Below are 19,039 nucleotides of genomic sequence, written 5' to 3' on the forward strand. Positions count from 1 at the left end.
GGTAGGGTGTAGCGGATCGTGCGTCTATAAGCTCATTGACAACGCCTATTCGATACAAGCCGACAGCGAAGCTGTCGGCTATTTTTGCGATGCTTAACATGTACTGGGGCATATTTTCAGAGGGGGTTTTTGTTTTGAAGAAAGGTTCACTCACCCGAATTGCGTCAACACTCGCACTTGGCACGTCGCTGCTTGGCGTCGGTCTCGCCCATGCCGCTACGGCACACGCTGGCAAGCAGACCACTCATCGCGCAGCGACGATAGCGCGTCGCTCATCGTCGCCGCAAACGGTGTATCCACTCACGATTAAAGATCAAACGGGGCAAACTGTGGTGCTCAAATCAGAGCCGACGCGGATCATTTCGCTAACTCTTGGGAATGATGAGGCGCTGTTCAACATGATCCCTATCAAACATCTCATTGGCGTGGACTATACAGCGACAGAAGCGACATACTCCCACGTCACCCAAGCCATCGTCAAAGATCACATTCCTGTGTTTGGCAGCGTAAACGGCACACTGAATGCAGAGGCAATCATTAAAGCGAAGCCGGATCTCGTTCTCGTAGCGGATTATGTGAATCAAAAAGTGGTTGCACAACTCAAGAACGCGGGGATCCCGGTCTACGAGTTTAACAACTTTAACTCGATTGCAAACATTGAACAGAACATTCAGGTGCTTGGACAACTTGTAAACGCGCAAGGGCAAGCAACCAAGCTCATCGATCAGATGAAAACGAACCTCGCATGGTATAAAGCGCATCAACCGAAGAAAAAACCGACGGTGCTTTATGACAGCTATAATTATGTCTCGGGAACAAACACGACGGCGAATGACATCATCCTTGCAGCGGGTGGAATCAATGCGGCAGCCAAAGTGAATGGGTGGGCGCAATTGACAGCCGAGCAGGTGATTGCGATGAACCCTGATGTGATCGTCATTCCGGATGACTCGGGGGCGGCCGACACGGAGTTAAAGACGTTTCTCGCCAATCCAGCCTTTGCGCACCTTAAAGCGGTGGTGAATCACCATGTGTACACGGCGCCTGACGCGGATCTCTCGGCAGTCTCTCAGTTTGTCGTTTGGGGTGTGCGCGACATGCGGCAAATGATTTTGAACGCGACGAAATGATCTCCGGGGTGCGTCCATCCTCCTTTCGCTCGATCAGGATGATCATTTTGCTCATCCTGCTCGCGGTGAGCATGCTGCTTGGCATCGCGATCGGACCTGTGCGGCTCACGCTCGCGCAGGTCATTCACGGTGTCTTTCACCCGAATGGAAGCGCGCCGAATGATATCATCGTCAGCGCACTGCGCGAACCGCGCGTCGTTTGCGCGGCGCTCGTCGGGGCGGCGCTCTCTGTATCCGGCGTTATCGTGCAGTCGGTGTTCAAGAACCCGATGGCCGATCCTGGCATTCTCGGGGTATCTTCCGGCGGGACGCTTGGGGCGGTGATCGCGCTCGCGCTCGGCTGGGACATCGCATCTCCATACATTCTGCCGCTCTGCGCATTTTTGTTGGCAGGCCTCTCCGTGACCATCGTTTATTTGCTCGCGACGCGCTCCGGGCGTACCTCCCTCATCGGAGTGTTGCTTGCGGGCCTCGTTGTCAGTTCGATGATTGGCGCGGCCGTTTCCCTCGTCTTGACGCTCGTCAATAATGAGAGCATGCGCAGCATCGTCTTTTGGCTGCTAGGCGGCTTTGACGGGGATGGATGGAGCCAGGTCGGCATGATCGCCCCGCCCATTCTGCTTGGCATTGTCATCGTTTTGTTCTATGCGCGACCACTGGACTTGCTCCATCTCGGAGAGGACAACGCGTACTCGAGCGGTGTTTCTGTCGAGTGGACCAAGCGTATTCTCATTACGCTGGTCGCCGTCATGACAGGTGCGGCCGTCTCTGTGAGCGGCATGATCGGGTTTGTCGGATTGCTCGTTCCCCACATGGCGCGCCGCCTCGTTGGTTCATCCCACGCGCTGCTCATCCCTGCGTCCGCGCTACTCGGCGCCAGCCTGCTGATTCTCGCAGATATGCTGGGGCGAAGCATCGATCCACTCTTTGAGATCAACGTCGGTGTAGTCACGTCGTTTCTTGGCGGTCCTTTTTTCCTCACGCTGTTGCTGCGCACCGAACGAAAAACGTTTCGCTAGGAGAGAGCGTATGTTGACCATTACGTCGATGTCCTACCGCTCGATTCTTCGCGACATCACGTTTTCCATAGAGAAAGGTGAATTTGTCGCGCTCATCGGCCCGAATGGCGCCGGAAAAAGCACCCTGCTGCAAGTGGCGGCAGGGTTCCTTGCGCCGACCTCTGGCATCGTGCAACTCGCTGATCGGCCAATCCGCTCGTATCGCGCCAAGCAGCGCGCCGCGCGACTATCCTATATGCCGCAGACAACCGTGCTTGACGTGCCGTACACCGTCTCTGACATCATCCAGATGGGTGCCTACGCGCACGACCGTCCTGATCACGACATCATAGAAAAATCGATCGCGCGCTGTCATGTCGAACACCTGTTGCATCGCGATCTGCGTTCGCTCTCAGGGGGTGAGCGTCAGCGCGCGCTGCTCGCTAAAGCGCTTGTGCAAAAGGCAGACTATCTTCTTCTCGATGAACCGGTGTCCGCGCTCGATATCCAGCACCAGTTAGAGATCCTCACGGTGCTCAAGTCACTCGCGCAAGAAGGACAGGGGGTGTTCGTTTCGATCCATCATCTGGAACATGTCGTCACGTTTGCCGATCGCGTCATTCTTCTTTGCGACGGCAAGATAACGGCGGATCACGCAGTGCGCGATGTGATGTCGTCGCACGCGCTCTGCGACGCGTTTGCTGTTGATGTCGCGCTCTTTGACGACCCATTCACGGGAGAACCGCGCCTCTCGTTTGCGCGAAAGAGTGAAGGGGAACGAGTGCACCGCAACCGCGTAGCGGTGGAGGGGGGGATCTCGCTTGATTGAACACGTTGTACTGGGTGGCGCGCGCAGTGGCAAGACCGCTTTTGCAGAGCGCGCCACATTGACGCTCGCAGAAAATGCGCATGTCACGCCTCTCTACATCGCGACGGCTGTCGCAACCGATCCGGAGATGCGCGCGCGCATTGAGCGTCACGTTCAGTTGCGCGCATCACGTTTTGTCACGCGTGAGGCGCCGCGCGACATGCTTGAGATCGTTGATACGCTTGATCCAGACGCCGTATGCCTCATTGACTGCCTTGCCACGTACATGGGGACACTTTGGCACGATGCTGGCGCGCGCGTAAGCGACGACGCGTTGATCGCAGAAGGCACGGCACTCTTGGAGGGGCTTGCGCGGCGCACGCCACGCTTTGTCATCGTCAGCAACGAAGTCGGTATGGGGATCGTGCCTGAAACCGCAGCGGTGCGCATGTACCGCGATGCGCTTGGTCGCTGGAACGCGCTTGCCGCCGCGCTTGCCGCGCGCGTCACGCTTACCGTGGCCGGCATCCCGGTTCAAATTAAGCCGAGCCAGCATGATACGCGATCACGGGAGCAGGAACTGCGATCACGGGAGCAGGAACTGCGATCACGGGAGCAGGAACTGCGATCACGGACGGCTGATTCTCCGTGACTGCGAAACGGTTTTCGCACATCCCTTTCCTACGCCCGTTTCTCATTGCGCTTCAGTTTCTCACGCGCATTCCCGTGCCTGATCTCGGTCCGCCTGATGACGCCGATTTCCGCGCGAGCGTGCGCTGCTACCCGCTTGTCGGCCTGTTTATCGGCATTCTGACGGTACTGTTCGCGCTGCTGCTCCCGCTGCTTTTCCCATCGCGCCTGCTGCAAAGTGTCCTGCTCGTCGCGTTTGATCTGTTGATCACGGGTGGGCTTCACCTGGACGGGCTGATGGATACGGCAGACGGATTTTTGAGTTACCGGGATAAGGCGCGCGTCCTTGACATCATGCGCGACAGTCGCGTCGGAGCCATGGCGGTGCTTGCCGTCATCATCACGCTCACTGTGCGCATCGCGGCACTCGCCGCGCTCCCCACTGCCACACGGCTCAGCGTCCTTCTCGTGGCGCCCTTTCTCGCGCGCGGACAACTTCTTCTTGTGATTCGCTTCAATCCGCTTGCCCGCGACGATGGTCTGAGCCGACAAGCGCTCGATGTGTTTGACTGGCGGGATCTTCTTCCGTATCTTGTCGCGCTGCTACTTACCGTCTGGCTTGCGCGACTTTCCGGTTTTATCATGGCGCTTGCCGCGGGCGCTGTGGCAGTTTGGCTCAGCCGTGTCGCGCGACAGCGTATTGGTGGAATGACGGGAGATGTATACGGCGCTGCGGTTGAACTCGCACAGGTGGCGACCGTTCTCGCTGCAGCAGTGCATCTGCCTTAGACTAGAGGGAGTGTGATCACCTCATGCGCGGTTTGCTTTTGATTCGCCACCCAGAGACGCTCGCCAATCAGCAGAGACGGTACCTTGGGCACAGCGATTCACCGTGTGACCCTAAGGCGCTTGTCGCGTTTATGCGCGTGGCAGAGCGTGTCGCAAAGCTCCCGCTCGCGCGCGTTCTCTCCTCTGATCTAGGGCGCGCTTTTGCCGCCGCCGCGCAGATTGGCGAACTGGTTCATCTGCCTGTAGAACAGGACGGGCGACTCCGCGAGATGAATTTTGGGGTTTTTGAGGGAATGACGTATGAAGAGGTCATGTCATTTGATCGATCGTCTGCCGTAAAATGGTATGAAAACGCAATGGATCGCTGTCCGCCGCGCGGTGAGACAGGACGGCAGGTTGCCTCGCGCGTGCGCGCGGTGCTGTGTGAACTGCGTGAAAATGCCGCGCGCACCGACCGGTTATTTGCTGTCGTGAGTCACGGTGGTCCCCTGCGGCTCTATCTGGCAGAACGGCTCTATGGCAATTGTGAAAAACACAGCGATGTGGAGTTGCTCCACGGTCACATGTTCTATGACTCGCTTGACGCGAAACCGATTCGTTTTAAGGGAGATGAATAAGGATGCTTGATCGCAGGATTGAAGAGGCATTGGCGCAGATTGAACGGCCAGACGCGCGTGCTGAGAACGCGGCGCGCGCCCGACTCAATCAACTCACAAAACCGCGTGGCAGTCTGGGAATGTGTGAAACCTTGCTGATTCAAAGCGCGGGGATTCAGCAGCGCGCACTGCCCGATTTTGATCATCCGCACATTGTCGTAATGGCGGCGGATCACGGCATCGTGGAGGAAGGCGTTTCTGCGTATCCGTCCGAGGTGACGGTGCAAATGGTGCACAACTTTCTCGCGGGAGGCGCCGCGATCAACGCGCTTGCGCGCACGGCGAATGCACAGGTGCACGTCGTTGACATGGGCATGGCGACAAACGTTGAGCACCCGCTGCTGTTTCAGCGTGCTGTGCGTCGTGGTTCGCGCAATTTTGCGCGAGAAGAGGCGATGACAGAGAGTGAGGCGACGCGCGCGCTGCTCGCGGGCATTGAGCTTGGTCAGTCACTCGCCGAACCGGGCGGCCGCGTGGTGGCGCTCGGCGAGATGGGCATCGGAAATACGACGACGAGCGCGGCGTTGCTTGCTGCGCTGACAGGGATGGATCCAGAGGCGTTGGTTGGCGTTGGGACCGGTGTGAGCGCGGAGGTGCGCCGGCACAAAGTGGACGTGATTCGCAGAGCGCTTGCGCTTCATCGCGATGCGCACAGCGACGCCTTTCGGGCGCTTCAATGCATCGGTGGTTATGAGATAGCGGGACTTGCAGGCGTTGCGATTGGTGCCGCACAGCGACACGCGGTTATTCTGCTCGATGGGCTCATCAGCACGGTTGCGGGCGTCATTGCGCAGCGGCTTGAACCGCGGCTGGTGCGCTATTTTATCGCGGGTCATCAGTCCGAGGAGCCCGGTCACCGCGTCGCTCTTGAACAACTGGGTCTCACGCCAGTCTTGCAACTCGGGATGAGGTTGGGGGAAGCGAGTGGCGCCGCACTCGCACTCACAGTGCTACAGGCGAGCGCGCGCGCTATGCGTGAGATGGCGACGTTTGAAGAGGCGAGTGTCGATCACGCGCACGATGAGCAACTCGCGCGTGAACAGACAAAAATTGTGCCTGCGGGCGACCCTTTGGCACGCGCCTTGACGGCCACGGCAGATCGCAACGCCTCTGGGGCTCAGGTTGTGTCGCGTGCAGTGCAGAATGAGCACGAGCGCGCCTCGGATGAGCCTGGATTTGCCTATGCAACAGAGAATCTCGCGTTTACGGAGAACGAGCGAGCGGCGGTCTACAAGGCGATCTTTTTGCGCCGAGACATTCGCCAGTTTGCGCGTGATCCGCTGCCTGATGATGTTTTGTACCGGATTCTTGATGCGGGACATCACGGTCCGTCGGTCGGGTTCATGCAACCGTGGAATTTTTTGGTGGTCCGAAGCCGAGAAACGAAGGAGACGCTGTGGCGCGTCGTCGATCGCGAACGGATGGCAGCGGCTGTTCATTTTGAGGGTGAGCGGCGAGATGATTACTTGCGTCTGAAAGTGGAGGGTATCCGTGAGGCGCCAATTACGGTGTGCATCACATCAGATCCCACGCGGGGTGGCGCGCATGTCTTGGGGCGCAACTCGATTCGCGATACGGATCGCTTTTCGGTCTCTTGTGCGATTGAAAACATCTGGCTCGCGGCGCGCGCGGAGAATGTGGCGGTTGGCTGGGTGAGCATCTACCAGCACGCCGATGTGCAGCAAATCTTGAACATACCGCCGCACGTTGAACCTGTTGGACTGCTCACCATCGGCTATCCTTTGGAGTGGCCACAGGAACCGCTTTTGCAGCGCTCTGGATGGCGCAAACGAATTCCGCTCGAAGACTTGCTCTTTGAAGAGACGTGGGGCGTGCAAAAGGTGTAGTCGCTTGTGGATTAGAGTGAGCCATCCCAGATGAGTCGTGTCGGTCGGAGAAAGGGTGTCAAGCGCGGGTCTTGCGCCATCAACGCGAAAGAACTGACTGGCAGGGGGCCGAGACGATGTTTGTCGACAAAACGCGTGAGCGCCCGACTCATCGCAGGAGTGCACTGGGACAGGTTTTCTCCGGCTGTGCCGACCATGTAGAGAACACTCGCGACAGGTACGCGCCGCGCGGGAAAGAGCGCGCTTGCGCGAAGCCAAAAATCCCAATCCCAGTAATCGCGCATGTCTTCATCGTATGCGCCGAGTGTGTCGTGAAAGGTTCGCGGATACACGACGCCAGATGGGATGATCGTGTTCCAGCGGCGAAGTAAAAAAGGATCCAGATCAAAGGCGAAACGGTGGCGCGAGCGCATTTTGCGACCTCCGTCTGCGTGTGCGTAGTGAACGATCTCTGCGTCAGAAAAGAGGAGGGCGTCGCCTCCTTCGCGCATCTGGCGCATCATGCGCGTGACGTGACCTGGCAAGAGAATGTCGTCATCGTCACAAAACATGATGTAATCACCCGTCGCTTCGCGCAGCCCGGTGTTCCTGGCGTGAACGTGTCCGCGATTGACGGGTTGCTCGATGCAGCGAACCGACATCCCAGACGAGAGATGATGCAGCGCATCGCTGATGGGACTGCCTGCGTCATTGATGATGAGAATTTCTTTGGCGGGGTATGGATCGGCTGCAATCGCGCGCACGCATTCCAGTAGCATGCGCGGTCGATTATAGGTGGGAATGAGAATCGTCACTCGCTCAGGCACAGTTCCCCTTCTTCCCGATCCTTTTCTGGTGGCGGCTCATCCGCGTAAAGCTTACGCGCGCCTTGGGGCAGGCTTTTGCGCGAGAGATGTTACGGTGATCGCTTGTCGTCCCATGGCGACGTAACTGCTCTCAAACGTTTTGCGCGGTATGGCTTGGCGTGTCCCTGTCAGGGGGTTGTTCACATAAACATCGCGCGCGTTGTAGCCGACCAGGAGCACTACGTGCTCTTGCCAGGTTGCGCGCACGCGCCCGGTAGGGCTTTGCCACGTGATAAAGGGGACGTGCGCCGTATAGTCGATGGTGGTCCATACGATGACTGGACGCCCTGTGCCTAAAAGGGTGAGAAGAGCGCGAAAGGGCTTGCCAGTCATGTCGAGCGCCCGCTTTTGCGCCAACTGATTGAGCAGATTGGCAATGGGGGTGTGATAGACGCCATAGCCTGGCGCGTTGCCGCGCATACTTCCCACAAAACCGCGTTCCGGATTTCCCCAAGAGAGGATAGCCCCGTTTGGAGACTGCGTGAGGGGTGTTTTATCGCGCGCAATCTTATGGGCAAGTTCGGGTAAGGACACGTCGATATGAAGATAGCGTAGAAGCATTGCCAGACTCGTAATCTCACACCCGTTTTGATATCTCGGCAACTGACGGAGCCGGGTGACGCGCAAAAGTAACCCAGTGTCACCCTGCGCCGAGAATAGATCGGTGTGCCCCATCGCTGCGCCCTCGAGTTGGAACTGTCGCCGCAACATAAGTGGAGAATCGGTCAGCGCAGTGCTTGGAAAGAGTGAGAAGATGAGCGCAGACAGAAGGGGCACGATCAGGTAAATTCTTCCGAGATGAAGGAGCCACTCGCGAACGGCGCGCCTTTTTTTTGCGAAGAATCCTTGCGTCGACATGCCAGAAGATGCGTTGTGTTGGATCATAAGATGGATATGAATTGCGCGCAGCTTAACAACCGTTCGCTCAAACGTTCAGCCACGCCGCGAGTTCGCCTTCATCTACTGTGTGACCAACGTAGAATGGGCCGAATTCTGCATAGCGAGCGCTCACTTCATCAAAACGCATTTCATAGATCAGTTTTTTAAACTCGAGTGGATCTTGCGCGTAGAGCGTGACACCCCACTCCCAGTCGTCAAATCCAATCGATCCCGTAATGATCTGATAGACTCGTCCGGCGTACGATCTACCGATCATGCCGTGGCTGGTCATAAGTTCAATGCGTTTTTCTTTATCAAGCATATACCAGTTATCATCCGCGTTTCGGCGCTTGTTCATCGGGTAAAAACAGACGTGCTTTGGCTGCGTACTGAGTTTTGGTTCCAGTCTTCCTTTGAGGCGTGGATCATCTTTCGGATCGGAGCCCGGTTTGGATAAATAGCTGCTCAATTCAACGATCGATACATACGAATAGGCAGGAATCAGTTCATCGGAGATCTCCAGTTTTTCAAACTCCGTCTTACACGCGATAAGCTCTTCCATCGTTTTGCGGAAATGAACGATCAGCAAATCTGCTTTGTGGCCAGCGATCAAATAGACGCCATAGCTTCCATCTTCTCGCCCTTCGATTTCACGTTGGCTGCGCGAGTATGCTTGCAGGGATTCGATGCGCTGTTGTCGCATCTCAGGGGGCATGCTTTTCCAGGATGCCCAGTCCACCGTTCGAAAGTCGTGGTATGCATACCAGCCTTCAATGGTTTGGGTCGGTTCGCTCATTGTTGCCGCCTCATTTCCATTCACATTCTATGCGTTCTAAGCGTAGCGCACTTCAGGGCCCGGGCGCAAATCATTCCATCGATCAGATTTGAAATAACTCACAGAAGGATGCAACGTAACGCGGATCAAAACGCGTTCCAGAAAGCTGTCTGATTTCTTGAAGAGCGGCCGAATGCGCGACGCCGCGTGTCACGCTCTGTGCATATGTATCGGTGATCGCAACCATCCGCGCCAGCGGCGTAATCTCATCACCCGCGAGATGAAAGGGAAATCCTGTGCCATCGTACGCTTCATGGTGGTGGAAAATGGCGGTATACACATTTCCGGGGAGCCATTCGACCGTGAGCATCTCAAGGGTGAAAAACGGGTGTTGCTGGTAGCGTTTCCAGGCATCCATCGAGCGATGAGGATTTTTAATGATCTCAGGCTCGACCATCGTGAGCCCGTAATCAGCGAGCCTGCTGAGAAAAACGGCAGACGTTTCATCAGCGGCCGTTTCAGGGCAAACTTCGGCGAGCGCTCTCGTGTAAAACGTTCGCACATCGAGCAGATGCGCGAAATTGGGTTCGATCAGTTCGAGCGCGTCTGTGACGTCCAAGAGGATGACAAACTGTTCAAGCTTTGTCCACTCTTCGGGCGTCAGTGGATAGGTGGGGCGTTTGTGGGAAGGGACACTCCACGACTCCTGCAAGGTTTGCGCCGTTTGCCACGCCCGCCAGTTGCGCGCACGTCCAAACATCACGAGCGCTTTTTGCAGCAAACGAAGCGCGAGCGAAGGGTCACCTGCGTGATGCGCCACAATCGCCAAAATTTGCGCCAGGCTGGCGATTTCTTCACGCTCAAATTGGAGGTAACTTCTCCACACGACGTCGAGCGCGCGTTTTGCTGTTTTCGTAGCGTCATCCAACTGGTTTAGCGCAAAATCGAGTTGTGTTTGCACAGTATAGGCGGGAAGATAGGCATAATCGCCATACTGGTGCGCTCTTGCGAGATCATCGCTGGCTTTTTCGAATTGATTCAGTTCGAGATGTGCCATGGCGCGGTTTGTATATATCTCAGGGAGAATGTAATCAAGCTGATGCGCGAGGGCGATTTGCAAACTCTCATTTAAAAAGTGTAAGGATTCGTCCAGTAGGCCGAGTTCGCCGAGCAACATTCCATAATTACCCAAAAGGGATGCTTGTAATATAAAAGGTATATGAATTTCAGTTTGCAGTAAACTTTCGAGGATGAGACGAGCCTCTTGATTCTTGCCGTTGCGACGCTCTATGAGTGCTAAGTGCATTTGAAAGCGAATGCGTTGAACGGGGTCGCGACTTAACTCGATCGCCTGAATAAATGCGGATCTTGCATGATCCACTGTGCCGAGTTGAACAAATATTTTCCCCAGTTCATCCCATACAGCATCGTTCATGTCGTGAGTATTCGCGCATGCGAGAATGGCTTTATAAGATTCGATTGCTGCGTGATAAAATTTAAGAGAAACGTGTCTAGCTGCTTGATTAAATCTATTTTTACATGAACAACAGGGAGGATCGTGTGTCAACACGTGATCCTCCTTTCAAAATTTTTACTTTTCTCAAGGGAGAAGATAGATTACCAAATCTCACGCCAGCCGTGCGAAGTTGAGGTTGATGTTGACGTTCCTGTTGGAGAAATTACGAAGAGGTTGAGTGCAAAAAAACTCGCGCACACCGTAAAAGTGAGCACAGGAAGGCTACGTTTGAAAAATTTGAACACAAAAATCCCTTCTTTCGGTTAGGGTTCCGGCAACCCGGCTACCTTGGCGATCTCGCTTTAGGTCCGTGGCTTTGCGCCCTTACTTTTCAGTAAGTTTGCCTAATTAATATTTAGCAGTTTTGTTGAGTACTGTCAATGATTTGTTTATAGTAGTTCATGAAGCTGTACGAGGGCTTCACACTCTGCCTTGTATTGATTTTTTAATGGAGGCTTTAGGGGGAGCATACGTGAGTCGTCTTGTGCGTGTCGGAATCATTGGATGTGGCGGAATTGCTAATGGAAAACACTTGCCAAGCTTAAAGAAGGTCAAGGATGTTTCAATTGTCGCGTTTTGCGACTTGGAAATGGATCGCGCAGAAAAGGCGCGCGCTTCGTATGGGTCAGAAGATGCGGTGGTGTATACCGATTATCGCGAGTTATTGAAAGATCAGAGTATTGAAGTGATTCACGTCTGCACACCGAATGACAGTCACGCAGAGATCACGGTGGCGTCACTCCATGCGGGTAAACACGTGATGTGTGAGAAACCAATGGCAAAAACGTCTGCCGAAGCGAAGCGGATGATTGAAGCGGCAAACGAGACGGGTAAGAAGCTGACGATCGGCTACCAGAATCGCTTCCGTCCGGACTCTCAATATTTAAAGAAAACGTGTGACAAGGGCGAACTGGGTGAAGTTTATTTTGCGAAAGCGCACGCGATTCGCCGCCGCGCCGTTCCAACCTGGGGTGTCTTTCTCGATGAAGAGAAGCAGGGTGGGGGACCGCTGATTGATATTGGCACGCATGCACTTGACTTGGCACTGTGGATGATGGACAACTATCAACCGAAAGCGGTTCTAGGAACGACTTTCCATAAACTTGGCAAACGTGAAAACGCGGCGAATGCCTGGGGGCCTTGGGACCCTGCAAAGTTCACGGTGGAAGATTCCGCTTTTGGCATGGTCACGATGGAGAACGGTGCGACGATCTTGCTTGAGTCCAGTTGGGCGCTAAACACCCTTCAAGTGGGGGAAGCGCGCTGCACGCTCTCCGGGACGGAAGGTGGCGCTGACATGCAGGATGGTCTGCGCATCAATGGGGAACAGTTCGGGAAATTGTACACGACGAATGTTGAACTCGGCGCAGGCGGAGTCGATTTCTACGATGGTGAGATGGAGAATGCGGCAGACCTGGAAGCGCGTCTCTGGATTGAAGCGGTTCGTGAGGATCGCGCACCTGTCGTACTGCCGGAACAGGCTTACGTCGTCACTCAGATCCTTGAAGCGATTTATGAATCTGCAAAATCAGGCAAGGCAATCTACTTTTAACTCGCTGGGGGACTACGGTCCCCTTTTTTTGGCTATGGGTTTGACACCATTCAGGAAATTGTCGATGGAGTGATCAGGGTTAGAGGGAGGTCGTCTTGTGGATGGGCTGAAGTTGCGAAGCGTAGGCAGGACAGATCTCCAATTGTCGGCACTCGGGTTAGGTTGCTGGCAATTCAGCAACGGTCGCGGTTTGATTGGCGGTTATTGGTCGAGTATCGCGGAACGGGGTGTGCGCGAGATCGTAGAGACGACGCTTGCTGGCGGAATCAACTGGTTTGATACGGCGGAGATCTATGGTCGGGGTGGATCAGAGCGTGCACTTGCGCACGCATTGTCAACACTTGACGTCGCGTCAGACAATGTTGTGATCGCAACGAAATGGTGGCCATTAGGACGACGCGCTGCTTCCATTGCGCAAACGTTTCCGGAGCGGGTCTCGTGCCTAAGCCCGTACCCGATCACGCTTCACCAGATTCATCAGCCATTCTCGCTCGCGTCGATTCCGAGTCAAATGAAAGAAATGGCCCGCCTTCACGAGCAAGGACTGATTCGCGCGGTTGGCGTCAGCAATTTTAGCGCTGCACAAATGCGCGCTGCTCACAAGGCGCTCGCTGGGTATGGCATCCCACTCGCCTCAAATCAAGTGAAGTACAGCCTGCTTGATCGCCGGATTGAGCGAAATGGCGTGCTAGACACGGCGCACGACTTGGGGATATCTATTATCGCTTACTCCCCGCTTGAGCAAGGAATCCTCACCGGCGCCTTCCATCGTGACGCAGAGCGTCTCAAGGTACTGCGTGGTGCGCGAAAACTCCAGGTGACTGCAAAGCGAATTGAGACGAGTCGGCCGCTGATTGATCGCTTGGAAACGTTCGCAAAAAAATATGAGGCCACTGCGTCACAGATTGCGCTGCACGCGTTGGTCACTCTTCACGGTGAACTCGTCTTTGCGATCCCGGGTGCGTCAAACGTACGTCAAGCACAGGAAAATGCAGGAGCTTTGCACATTTCGCTCACCGAGGAAGAACGAAGCGAGATTCAAGAGTTGAGTTTGCGTGTCGTCGCGAACGGGTGAGATAAAAATGCTTGACTTTTAAATCTTCTATGATTATCGTAAAAATGTTATTGTTCAAGACTATTTTTCTTTTGCTGCGCAAACGTTTGCACGGCGGCTATATCGTCACTTTTTGAATGCAATTTTAAATCACATTTTGAATGCAATGAGGAGGGTTCCAATGGCCGTTCGCGCCAGGAAACTGGCAACTGCACTCACCGTCGCGCTCGCGTTAACGAATGCTTTTCCACTCGCTGGCTTTATTGCAAACGCTTCCACAGTGAATCAAGTGGCTGTCACATTTCAGGTGACTTTGCCGCAGACGCCGTCGGGCGCTGTATATGTTACAGGAAATGCGCCAGAACTGGGCAACTGGACGCCACAGAGTGGCGTAGGCCCTTTTCACGCTACGTCAACGCCTGATGTGTACACCGATACGGTCATGATGAGCCCAGGGGAGGCATTTCAATACAAATTTGTTGAGATCAGCGGGACAACGGTGAACTGGGCGCCTGGGAGCAATTTTTCATATGTGGTGCCAACCGCTGTGTCCGCAGTAACGGTTAATGACGCCTATGCGACGACGATATCTCCTGTGCCGACGATTCTAACGTCAGCACTTCCCACGGCGACGCTTGATACGTCCTATGCTGCGACAATTCTTACTGTCAACGACGGTGCAGAACCTTACGCCTACAGCGAGCAAGGTGCACTTCCGTCCGGTTTAACTTTTGTGAGCGGAAGCTTTTATGGTACCCCCCTAGCGACAGGGACGTATCCGGTCACAGTGACGGTAAAAGACAACTATGGAGCCTCACAAACTGCAAACTATACGCTTTCTGTGGGATTTCCGCCGACCCCGTTGATTCAGAATACGACACTTCCAGCCGCCACGGTCGGACTCCCCTACACTGCACAACTTCAGGTGATCGGTGGAACGGCTCCCTATACCTTTTCGACGGTAACTGGCGCGACCTATGGGAGTCTGCCGGTTGGACTCTCGCTCTCTTCGGGCGGAACGCTCACAGGAATCCCACAGCAACCCGGTTCAGGCTCGTTTACGGTCTCTGTGTCGGACGCCAATCAGCGGTCGTCGTCACAAACCATCTCATTGCCTGTGAATGCGGCGACGATCGGTATCGGTGCCCAGCCGATAACGGCAGGATATTCAAGCGCGACGCTGGTTGTTTCTGGCATCGGGACAGACTTTCAAAGCGGCGTGACGACGGTGTCGATCAGCGATGCGGTCAATGGGACGATGAACCTGACGGCAGATACGTCTGTAACGTCGCCCTCCGCGCTCACGATTGCACTGCCTGGCGGAGATGCGGGGCTCGGCGCTGGAACGTACACGTTGAGTATCACGACGAGGGGGCAAACACAAACTGCCACGGTGCTTATCGCGCCGTTCACAAGTGCGACGACGGTTCAGTGGGATGGCATTTATACCACGCAGTCGGGCAGCTATCTCAGCAATCCGAATCCCGCGCCTGGAACAACCGTCACGATCGGGTTTCGCGCCTACAGCGGAAATTTGACTTCTGCCGTGTTGAATTACTACGACACGGCACAGGGGAAGGGATTTTCCGTCAATATGACGCCGGGGAAAACGTTCGGTCCTTATCAGCTGTATACGGCGACGATCCCAGCGTCAAACGGTGGGACGATTTATTATCGCTTCAACCTGTTTGACGGTCAGAATACCGCGTGCCTCTCGGGAGACGGTTTGCATACAGGAGATACGACGAACGACAATTTTGCGTTGCCGGTCGGTGGAATGTCCTTTTCTACGTTACACGCGAACGTGGGAGACTTAATCACTGCAAATGACAGCGTCGGGGATTTTAGCGCGGGGACAACTGTCGCGAATTATGTCAACGCGAGCGGACAGGTGGTGGCATCCGCTGCGGGGCAAAACGCGGGGTGGAACTCGGTTCAATTTTCGGTTCCATCCGGGATCGCGCAGGGGTTGTACACGGTTGATGTCGTCACACAGGCGAGAGACAGCAACGGCGTTGTCAACAGTCAGCTCGATCGCACATCCCTCTTGGCGGTCGGCTCGGGACACTATTGGTTTGACGATTTGAAACATGACTCATTCCAGCCGTTTTATCGCAGCCCGTTTGGCGCCGTCGCCGTTGGAACGAGTGTAACACTACGCTTGCGCGGACCGCTCGGTCTTGTGAATCCAGAATTGCGGTTGTGGGGCGCGGCGGGAAATGCGGCAGAGACCGATTTGCCGATGACTCCTGTGGCGATGAGTGCAAGCCAGATCGCACTTGCGACGGGGGATAATCCAGCCCATTACTCGTGGTGGCAAGTCACGATTCCGGCGACGGATATCACGCAAACAGGCGACATGTGGTACCAATTCATGGGGCTGTATCAGGGACAAACGATCTATTACGACGACAACGGTGCACAGGTTGAGGGAATTGGGCAGCCGGGATTCTCGGCAGGTGGGCCGAGTTACCAACTCTCGGTGTATCAGGCAGGGTATCAGACGCCAACGTGGCTCAAGCATGCGGTCATCTATCAGATTTTCCCAGATCGCTTTTTCAACGGGAACATTACTAATGACCAGAATCCGAATGTCGACAAAACGGTGGGAACGCTGCCAAACGGGCAGGAGGGACTCGTTCCGATTCAATTTCACAAAAACTGGTACAGTCTTCCGTATGACCCGGCGATCACGGCAAACCCGACGGATCCCAACTACCAACAAGAACTGAAGCTGCGCGGGTCGGGACAGTGGAGTTCTGACTTTTTTGGCGGAGACTTGCGCGGCATTCAATACAAACTTGATTATTTGAAGAGCCTTGGCGTCAATACGCTGTACCTCAATCCGATCTTCCAGTCGAGCTCGAATCACAAGTATGACACGGGCAACTTCATGAAGATCGATCCCGGATTTGGCACGATGCAGGAGTGGTTGAATCTGGTGCGCGCGGCGAAAGCGCGCGGCATGCATATCATCTTGGACACGGCGTTTGAGGACACTGGGAGCAACAGTGTCTACTTCAACAAGTTTGGCACGTACAACTCGGTGGGGGCGTGGCAGCAATACAAGAAACCGAGTGTCACGTCTCCCTACTACAACTGGTTTGACTGGACGGGCAATCCAGCTTCTCCGTACAATTCGTGGTTCGGGTTTGATACGCTGCCGCTTGCCAATACCAGTAATCCTAGCTATCAAAACTTTGTCTACGGCGGAAAGAACGCAGTCGCAAAATACTGGATCGAGCAAGGGGCGTCTGGTTGGCGGCTCGACTCGGCGGACAACAGCAATTTTAGTGTCGCATGGTGGTCTGCTTTTCGCAGCGCCGTCAAATCAATTGATCCAAATGCGGCGATCATCGGTGAAATATGGAACAATGCAACGAATGACAATGGTACCAACTGGTTTCAGGGGAACACGTTTGACTCTGTGATGAATTATCAGTTCAGAAACGCCGTAATCGATTTTTTCCGCGGCAACTACAACGATGGCAATGTGACACATTCGCAGGTCGACGCGAGTGGGTTTAATAACGAGTTGATGCGACTTTATAGCGAGTATCCGCTACAGTCGTTCTACTCGCTGATGAATCTCGTCGATTCGCACGACACGATGCGGATCCTGTCCATTTTGAGCAACGCGCCGAGTCCGACTGCGATGAGTGCGTATCAGCAGGCAACATGGCAGCCGAGTGCAGCGGATATGGCGACGGGCATCGCAAAACTGAAGCTCGTCTCGGACTTCCAGTTCGCGTTTCCCGGCAATCCGACAGTCTACTACGGAGACGAGGCGGGGACGCTCGGCTACAAAGATCCGCTGGATCGCGGAACCTATCCGTGGGGGCGCGCCAACACGGATCTGGTGAATCACTATCGCTTGCTTGGCGCGATTCGCGGCGCAAATCCGGTGCTTCAGACGGGGACGTTTACGCCGCTCTACACGCAAGGGGGCGTTTACGCGTTTGCACGCACGATCACGGGTAGCAAAGACGTGTTTGGCGCACCGGCGCAGGACGCATCCGCCATATTTGCGATGAACAACGCGGCGAGTGGTTCGACGGTGACGATTCCTGTGCAGGGGACTGTTGCGGATGGGACAGCGATGCTTGATGAACTGAGCGGACAGTGGTACACGGTTACGAATGGAAGTGTGACGCTGCCGCTTGGCGCGTATCAAGGCGCGCTTCTGATCGCGAATCCTAGCGCGCCGGTCGCCATGATGCAGAGTACGTCGACAAACACGTGGCTGCAGTGGACGCCCGTGGCTGGCGCACGCGGCTATCGCGTGTATGTGAAGCGTCCGGATGGGACGTATCAGCCTGTCGGGAAGAAGCTGTCGCGTGACACGCTGAGTCTTGATGTGACGGCGCTGCGCGGCGCGCGGGCGAAGGTGTTTCGCGTCCTTGCGCTATCGGGAGACAGAAAGGGTAAAGCGGGGGATGGTCAGGAATTGGCGCAGAATCCTGCGAGTTCATGTGCAGTGACCGTTCCGGCGGCCAATCTCTCGATCGGGCAACCGATTGCAACGGTGAAAAAGCAAGAAGTGAAGATCAGTCTGCCGGCGGTCGCGAATGCGAGTGCGTATAAAGTTTACGAGGAGACGAGTGACGGCTCTTACGGTTTGATTGAAACCGTTCCGGCGGCACAGGATAGCCAAGGGAAAGATGCGCAGGGGGCAGTGGACAAAGCAAACGGTGCCGATCAACGTCAGATGGTTCTGCGCGTGCCCGCGAGTGGATCGCTCGTGTTTGAAGTAGCCGCGCAAAATCAAGATGATTACGTGGTGACACAGCCTGTGACGGCATCGGATGCGACACTTCCGCAAACGCCGCCAAGCAAGTAGACGATTGAAGAGCTCGACAAGATGGCATCCACTCGCTAGAGTGTGGGTGTCATCTTTTTTTAGGAGTGCTGATATGCGAGATGTTCTTTTGCCAAAGGGCTGGGAGATGGCCTTGACGGATTTTTTCGGGGACCGCGGTCTGCGTGTGTGCGCGATTTCGCAGTTGCGTCAGGGCAGTTTCGGCACACTTTATCGACTCGCTGTGGAGAATGAGCATGGAAAGATGGATCGCTATGTGATGAAGCACCTCGGTGAGCATCACGACCTTGAACGTGTCATCGCGCCGCTCACGGCGCGGGAACTGTCGCCATATGCGGTACCGATTGTCGGGGTCATCTGCAGTGACCGAGGGTACGCGACCCTCGCGCCAGACCGGGGACCCCCTGTGCGCGAGAAACGTCCACTTTCTGTCGATGCGCTCACGCGGATTGTGGATCACCTGGTTATGATGCACGTTACCCTCTCCGACCACGCGCGGATGTGGCATCGGCAGGGCATTTTGCCGGCGCTCACCATTGCCGATACGCGCGCGTGGATGGAGACGGGCCATCAAGCATGCCGCGCCGCGCTTGCAAAGGAGTCAGTGGACTGGGAGGAAGAGGCGGCGCGCATCGCGTGGTTTTGTGAACAGCGCGAAAGTTTACTGGCGGGACGCTGTACGATGACACACGGGGATGCACATCTCGGCAATCTGTTTGACCAAGGCGATCGCCTTGAGTG

General features: G+C 55.3%; 15 protein-coding genes and 1 riboswitch. Of the genes, 11 read left to right on the top strand and 4 right to left on the bottom strand.

Translation table 11 applies throughout. The features are described from left to right. Nucleotides 1–134: 134 nt before the first annotated feature. Genes AYW79_RS02380 through cobT form a run of 7 tightly spaced genes read left to right on the top strand, consistent with a single transcriptional unit; the run spans nucleotide 135 to nucleotide 6,858 of the window. Complete coding sequence (locus tag AYW79_RS02380) at nucleotides 135–1,130, top strand: ABC transporter substrate-binding protein (protein WP_067561124.1); 996 nt, start codon at nucleotides 135–137, stop codon at nucleotides 1,128–1,130. Further along, a complete protein-coding gene (locus AYW79_RS02385) occupies nucleotides 1,127–2,149 on the top strand; it encodes a FecCD family ABC transporter permease (RefSeq protein ID WP_067561126.1) in 1,023 nt (340 codons plus the stop codon). The genes AYW79_RS02380 and AYW79_RS02385 overlap by 4 nt, the downstream gene beginning before the upstream one ends. Nucleotides 2,150–2,159: 10 nt before the next feature. Then, nucleotides 2,160–2,957: an ABC transporter ATP-binding protein gene (locus tag AYW79_RS02390; RefSeq protein WP_067561128.1), complete on the top strand. Its 798-nt coding sequence runs from the start codon at nucleotides 2,160–2,162 to the stop codon at nucleotides 2,955–2,957. Continuing rightward, complete coding sequence (locus AYW79_RS02395; protein ID WP_067561130.1) at nucleotides 2,950–3,588, top strand: bifunctional adenosylcobinamide kinase/adenosylcobinamide-phosphate guanylyltransferase; 639 nt, start codon at nucleotides 2,950–2,952, stop codon at nucleotides 3,586–3,588. Before AYW79_RS02390 ends, AYW79_RS02395 begins: the two co-directional genes overlap by 8 nt. Next, entirely contained in the window at nucleotides 3,585–4,355 is a 771-nt protein-coding gene (gene cobS / locus AYW79_RS02400) for an adenosylcobinamide-GDP ribazoletransferase (RefSeq protein ID WP_079289606.1), read from the top strand. The genes AYW79_RS02395 and cobS overlap by 4 nt, the downstream gene beginning before the upstream one ends. 23 nt (nucleotides 4,356–4,378) lie before the next feature. Further along, the gene (locus AYW79_RS02405) at nucleotides 4,379–4,972 is read left to right on the top strand and encodes a histidine phosphatase family protein (RefSeq protein ID WP_067561132.1); all 594 of its coding nucleotides are present in this window, start codon (nucleotides 4,379–4,381) and stop codon (nucleotides 4,970–4,972) included. A 2-nt stretch (nucleotides 4,973–4,974) separates the two neighbouring features. Continuing rightward, complete coding sequence (cobT, locus tag AYW79_RS16040) at nucleotides 4,975–6,858, top strand: nicotinate-nucleotide--dimethylbenzimidazole phosphoribosyltransferase (RefSeq protein WP_067561133.1); 1,884 nt, start codon at nucleotides 4,975–4,977, stop codon at nucleotides 6,856–6,858. A gap of 11 nt (nucleotides 6,859–6,869) precedes the next feature. On the opposite strand, the gene AYW79_RS02415 is transcribed toward cobT, so the two are convergent. The 4 genes from AYW79_RS02415 to AYW79_RS02430 form a co-directional block, all read right to left on the bottom strand. Continuing rightward, nucleotides 6,870–7,664, bottom strand: a complete 795-nt coding sequence (locus AYW79_RS02415; RefSeq protein ID WP_067561135.1) for a glycosyltransferase family 2 protein — start codon at nucleotides 7,662–7,664, stop codon at nucleotides 6,870–6,872. 51 nt (nucleotides 7,665–7,715) lie between these two features. Further along, nucleotides 7,716–8,561, bottom strand: coding sequence for a C39 family peptidase (locus AYW79_RS02420; RefSeq protein ID WP_067561137.1), 846 nt, complete (start codon nucleotides 8,559–8,561; stop codon nucleotides 7,716–7,718). Nucleotides 8,562–8,628: 67 nt separating this feature from the next. Next, nucleotides 8,629–9,378 (bottom strand): hydrogen peroxide-dependent heme synthase, encoded by a 750-nt coding sequence (hemQ, locus tag AYW79_RS02425; protein ID WP_067561139.1) that lies wholly within the window; start codon nucleotides 9,376–9,378, stop codon nucleotides 8,629–8,631. Nucleotides 9,379–9,460: 82 nt separating this feature from the next. Continuing rightward, complete coding sequence (locus AYW79_RS02430; protein ID WP_143216062.1) at nucleotides 9,461–10,792, bottom strand: HD domain-containing phosphohydrolase; 1,332 nt, start codon at nucleotides 10,790–10,792, stop codon at nucleotides 9,461–9,463. Between the two features lie 351 nt (nucleotides 10,793–11,143). Beyond that, a riboswitch (cyclic di-GMP riboswitch) is annotated at nucleotides 11,144–11,228 on the bottom strand. A gap of 117 nt (nucleotides 11,229–11,345) precedes the next feature. On the opposite strand from AYW79_RS02430, the gene AYW79_RS02440 reads away from it, so the two are divergent. The 4 genes from AYW79_RS02440 to AYW79_RS02455 form a co-directional block, all read left to right on the top strand. Continuing rightward, nucleotides 11,346–12,425 (top strand): Gfo/Idh/MocA family protein, encoded by a 1,080-nt coding sequence (locus AYW79_RS02440; RefSeq protein WP_067561145.1) that lies wholly within the window; start codon nucleotides 11,346–11,348, stop codon nucleotides 12,423–12,425. A 97-nt stretch (nucleotides 12,426–12,522) separates the two neighbouring features. Beyond that, a complete protein-coding gene (locus tag AYW79_RS02445) occupies nucleotides 12,523–13,500 on the top strand; it encodes an aldo/keto reductase (RefSeq protein ID WP_067561147.1) in 978 nt (325 codons plus the stop codon). A 160-nt stretch (nucleotides 13,501–13,660) separates the two neighbouring features. Beyond that, nucleotides 13,661–18,319, top strand: a complete 4,659-nt coding sequence (locus AYW79_RS02450) for an alpha-amylase family glycosyl hydrolase (RefSeq protein WP_067561149.1) — start codon at nucleotides 13,661–13,663, stop codon at nucleotides 18,317–18,319. 73 nt (nucleotides 18,320–18,392) lie between these two features. Beyond that, on the top strand, nucleotides 18,393–19,039 hold a 647-nt coding region (locus AYW79_RS02455; RefSeq protein WP_156481904.1), incomplete at its 3' end, for a hypothetical protein.

The organism is Ferroacidibacillus organovorans, assembly GCF_001642725.1.
Classification (GTDB): Bacteria; Bacillota; Bacilli; order Alicyclobacillales; family SLC66; genus Ferroacidibacillus; species Ferroacidibacillus organovorans.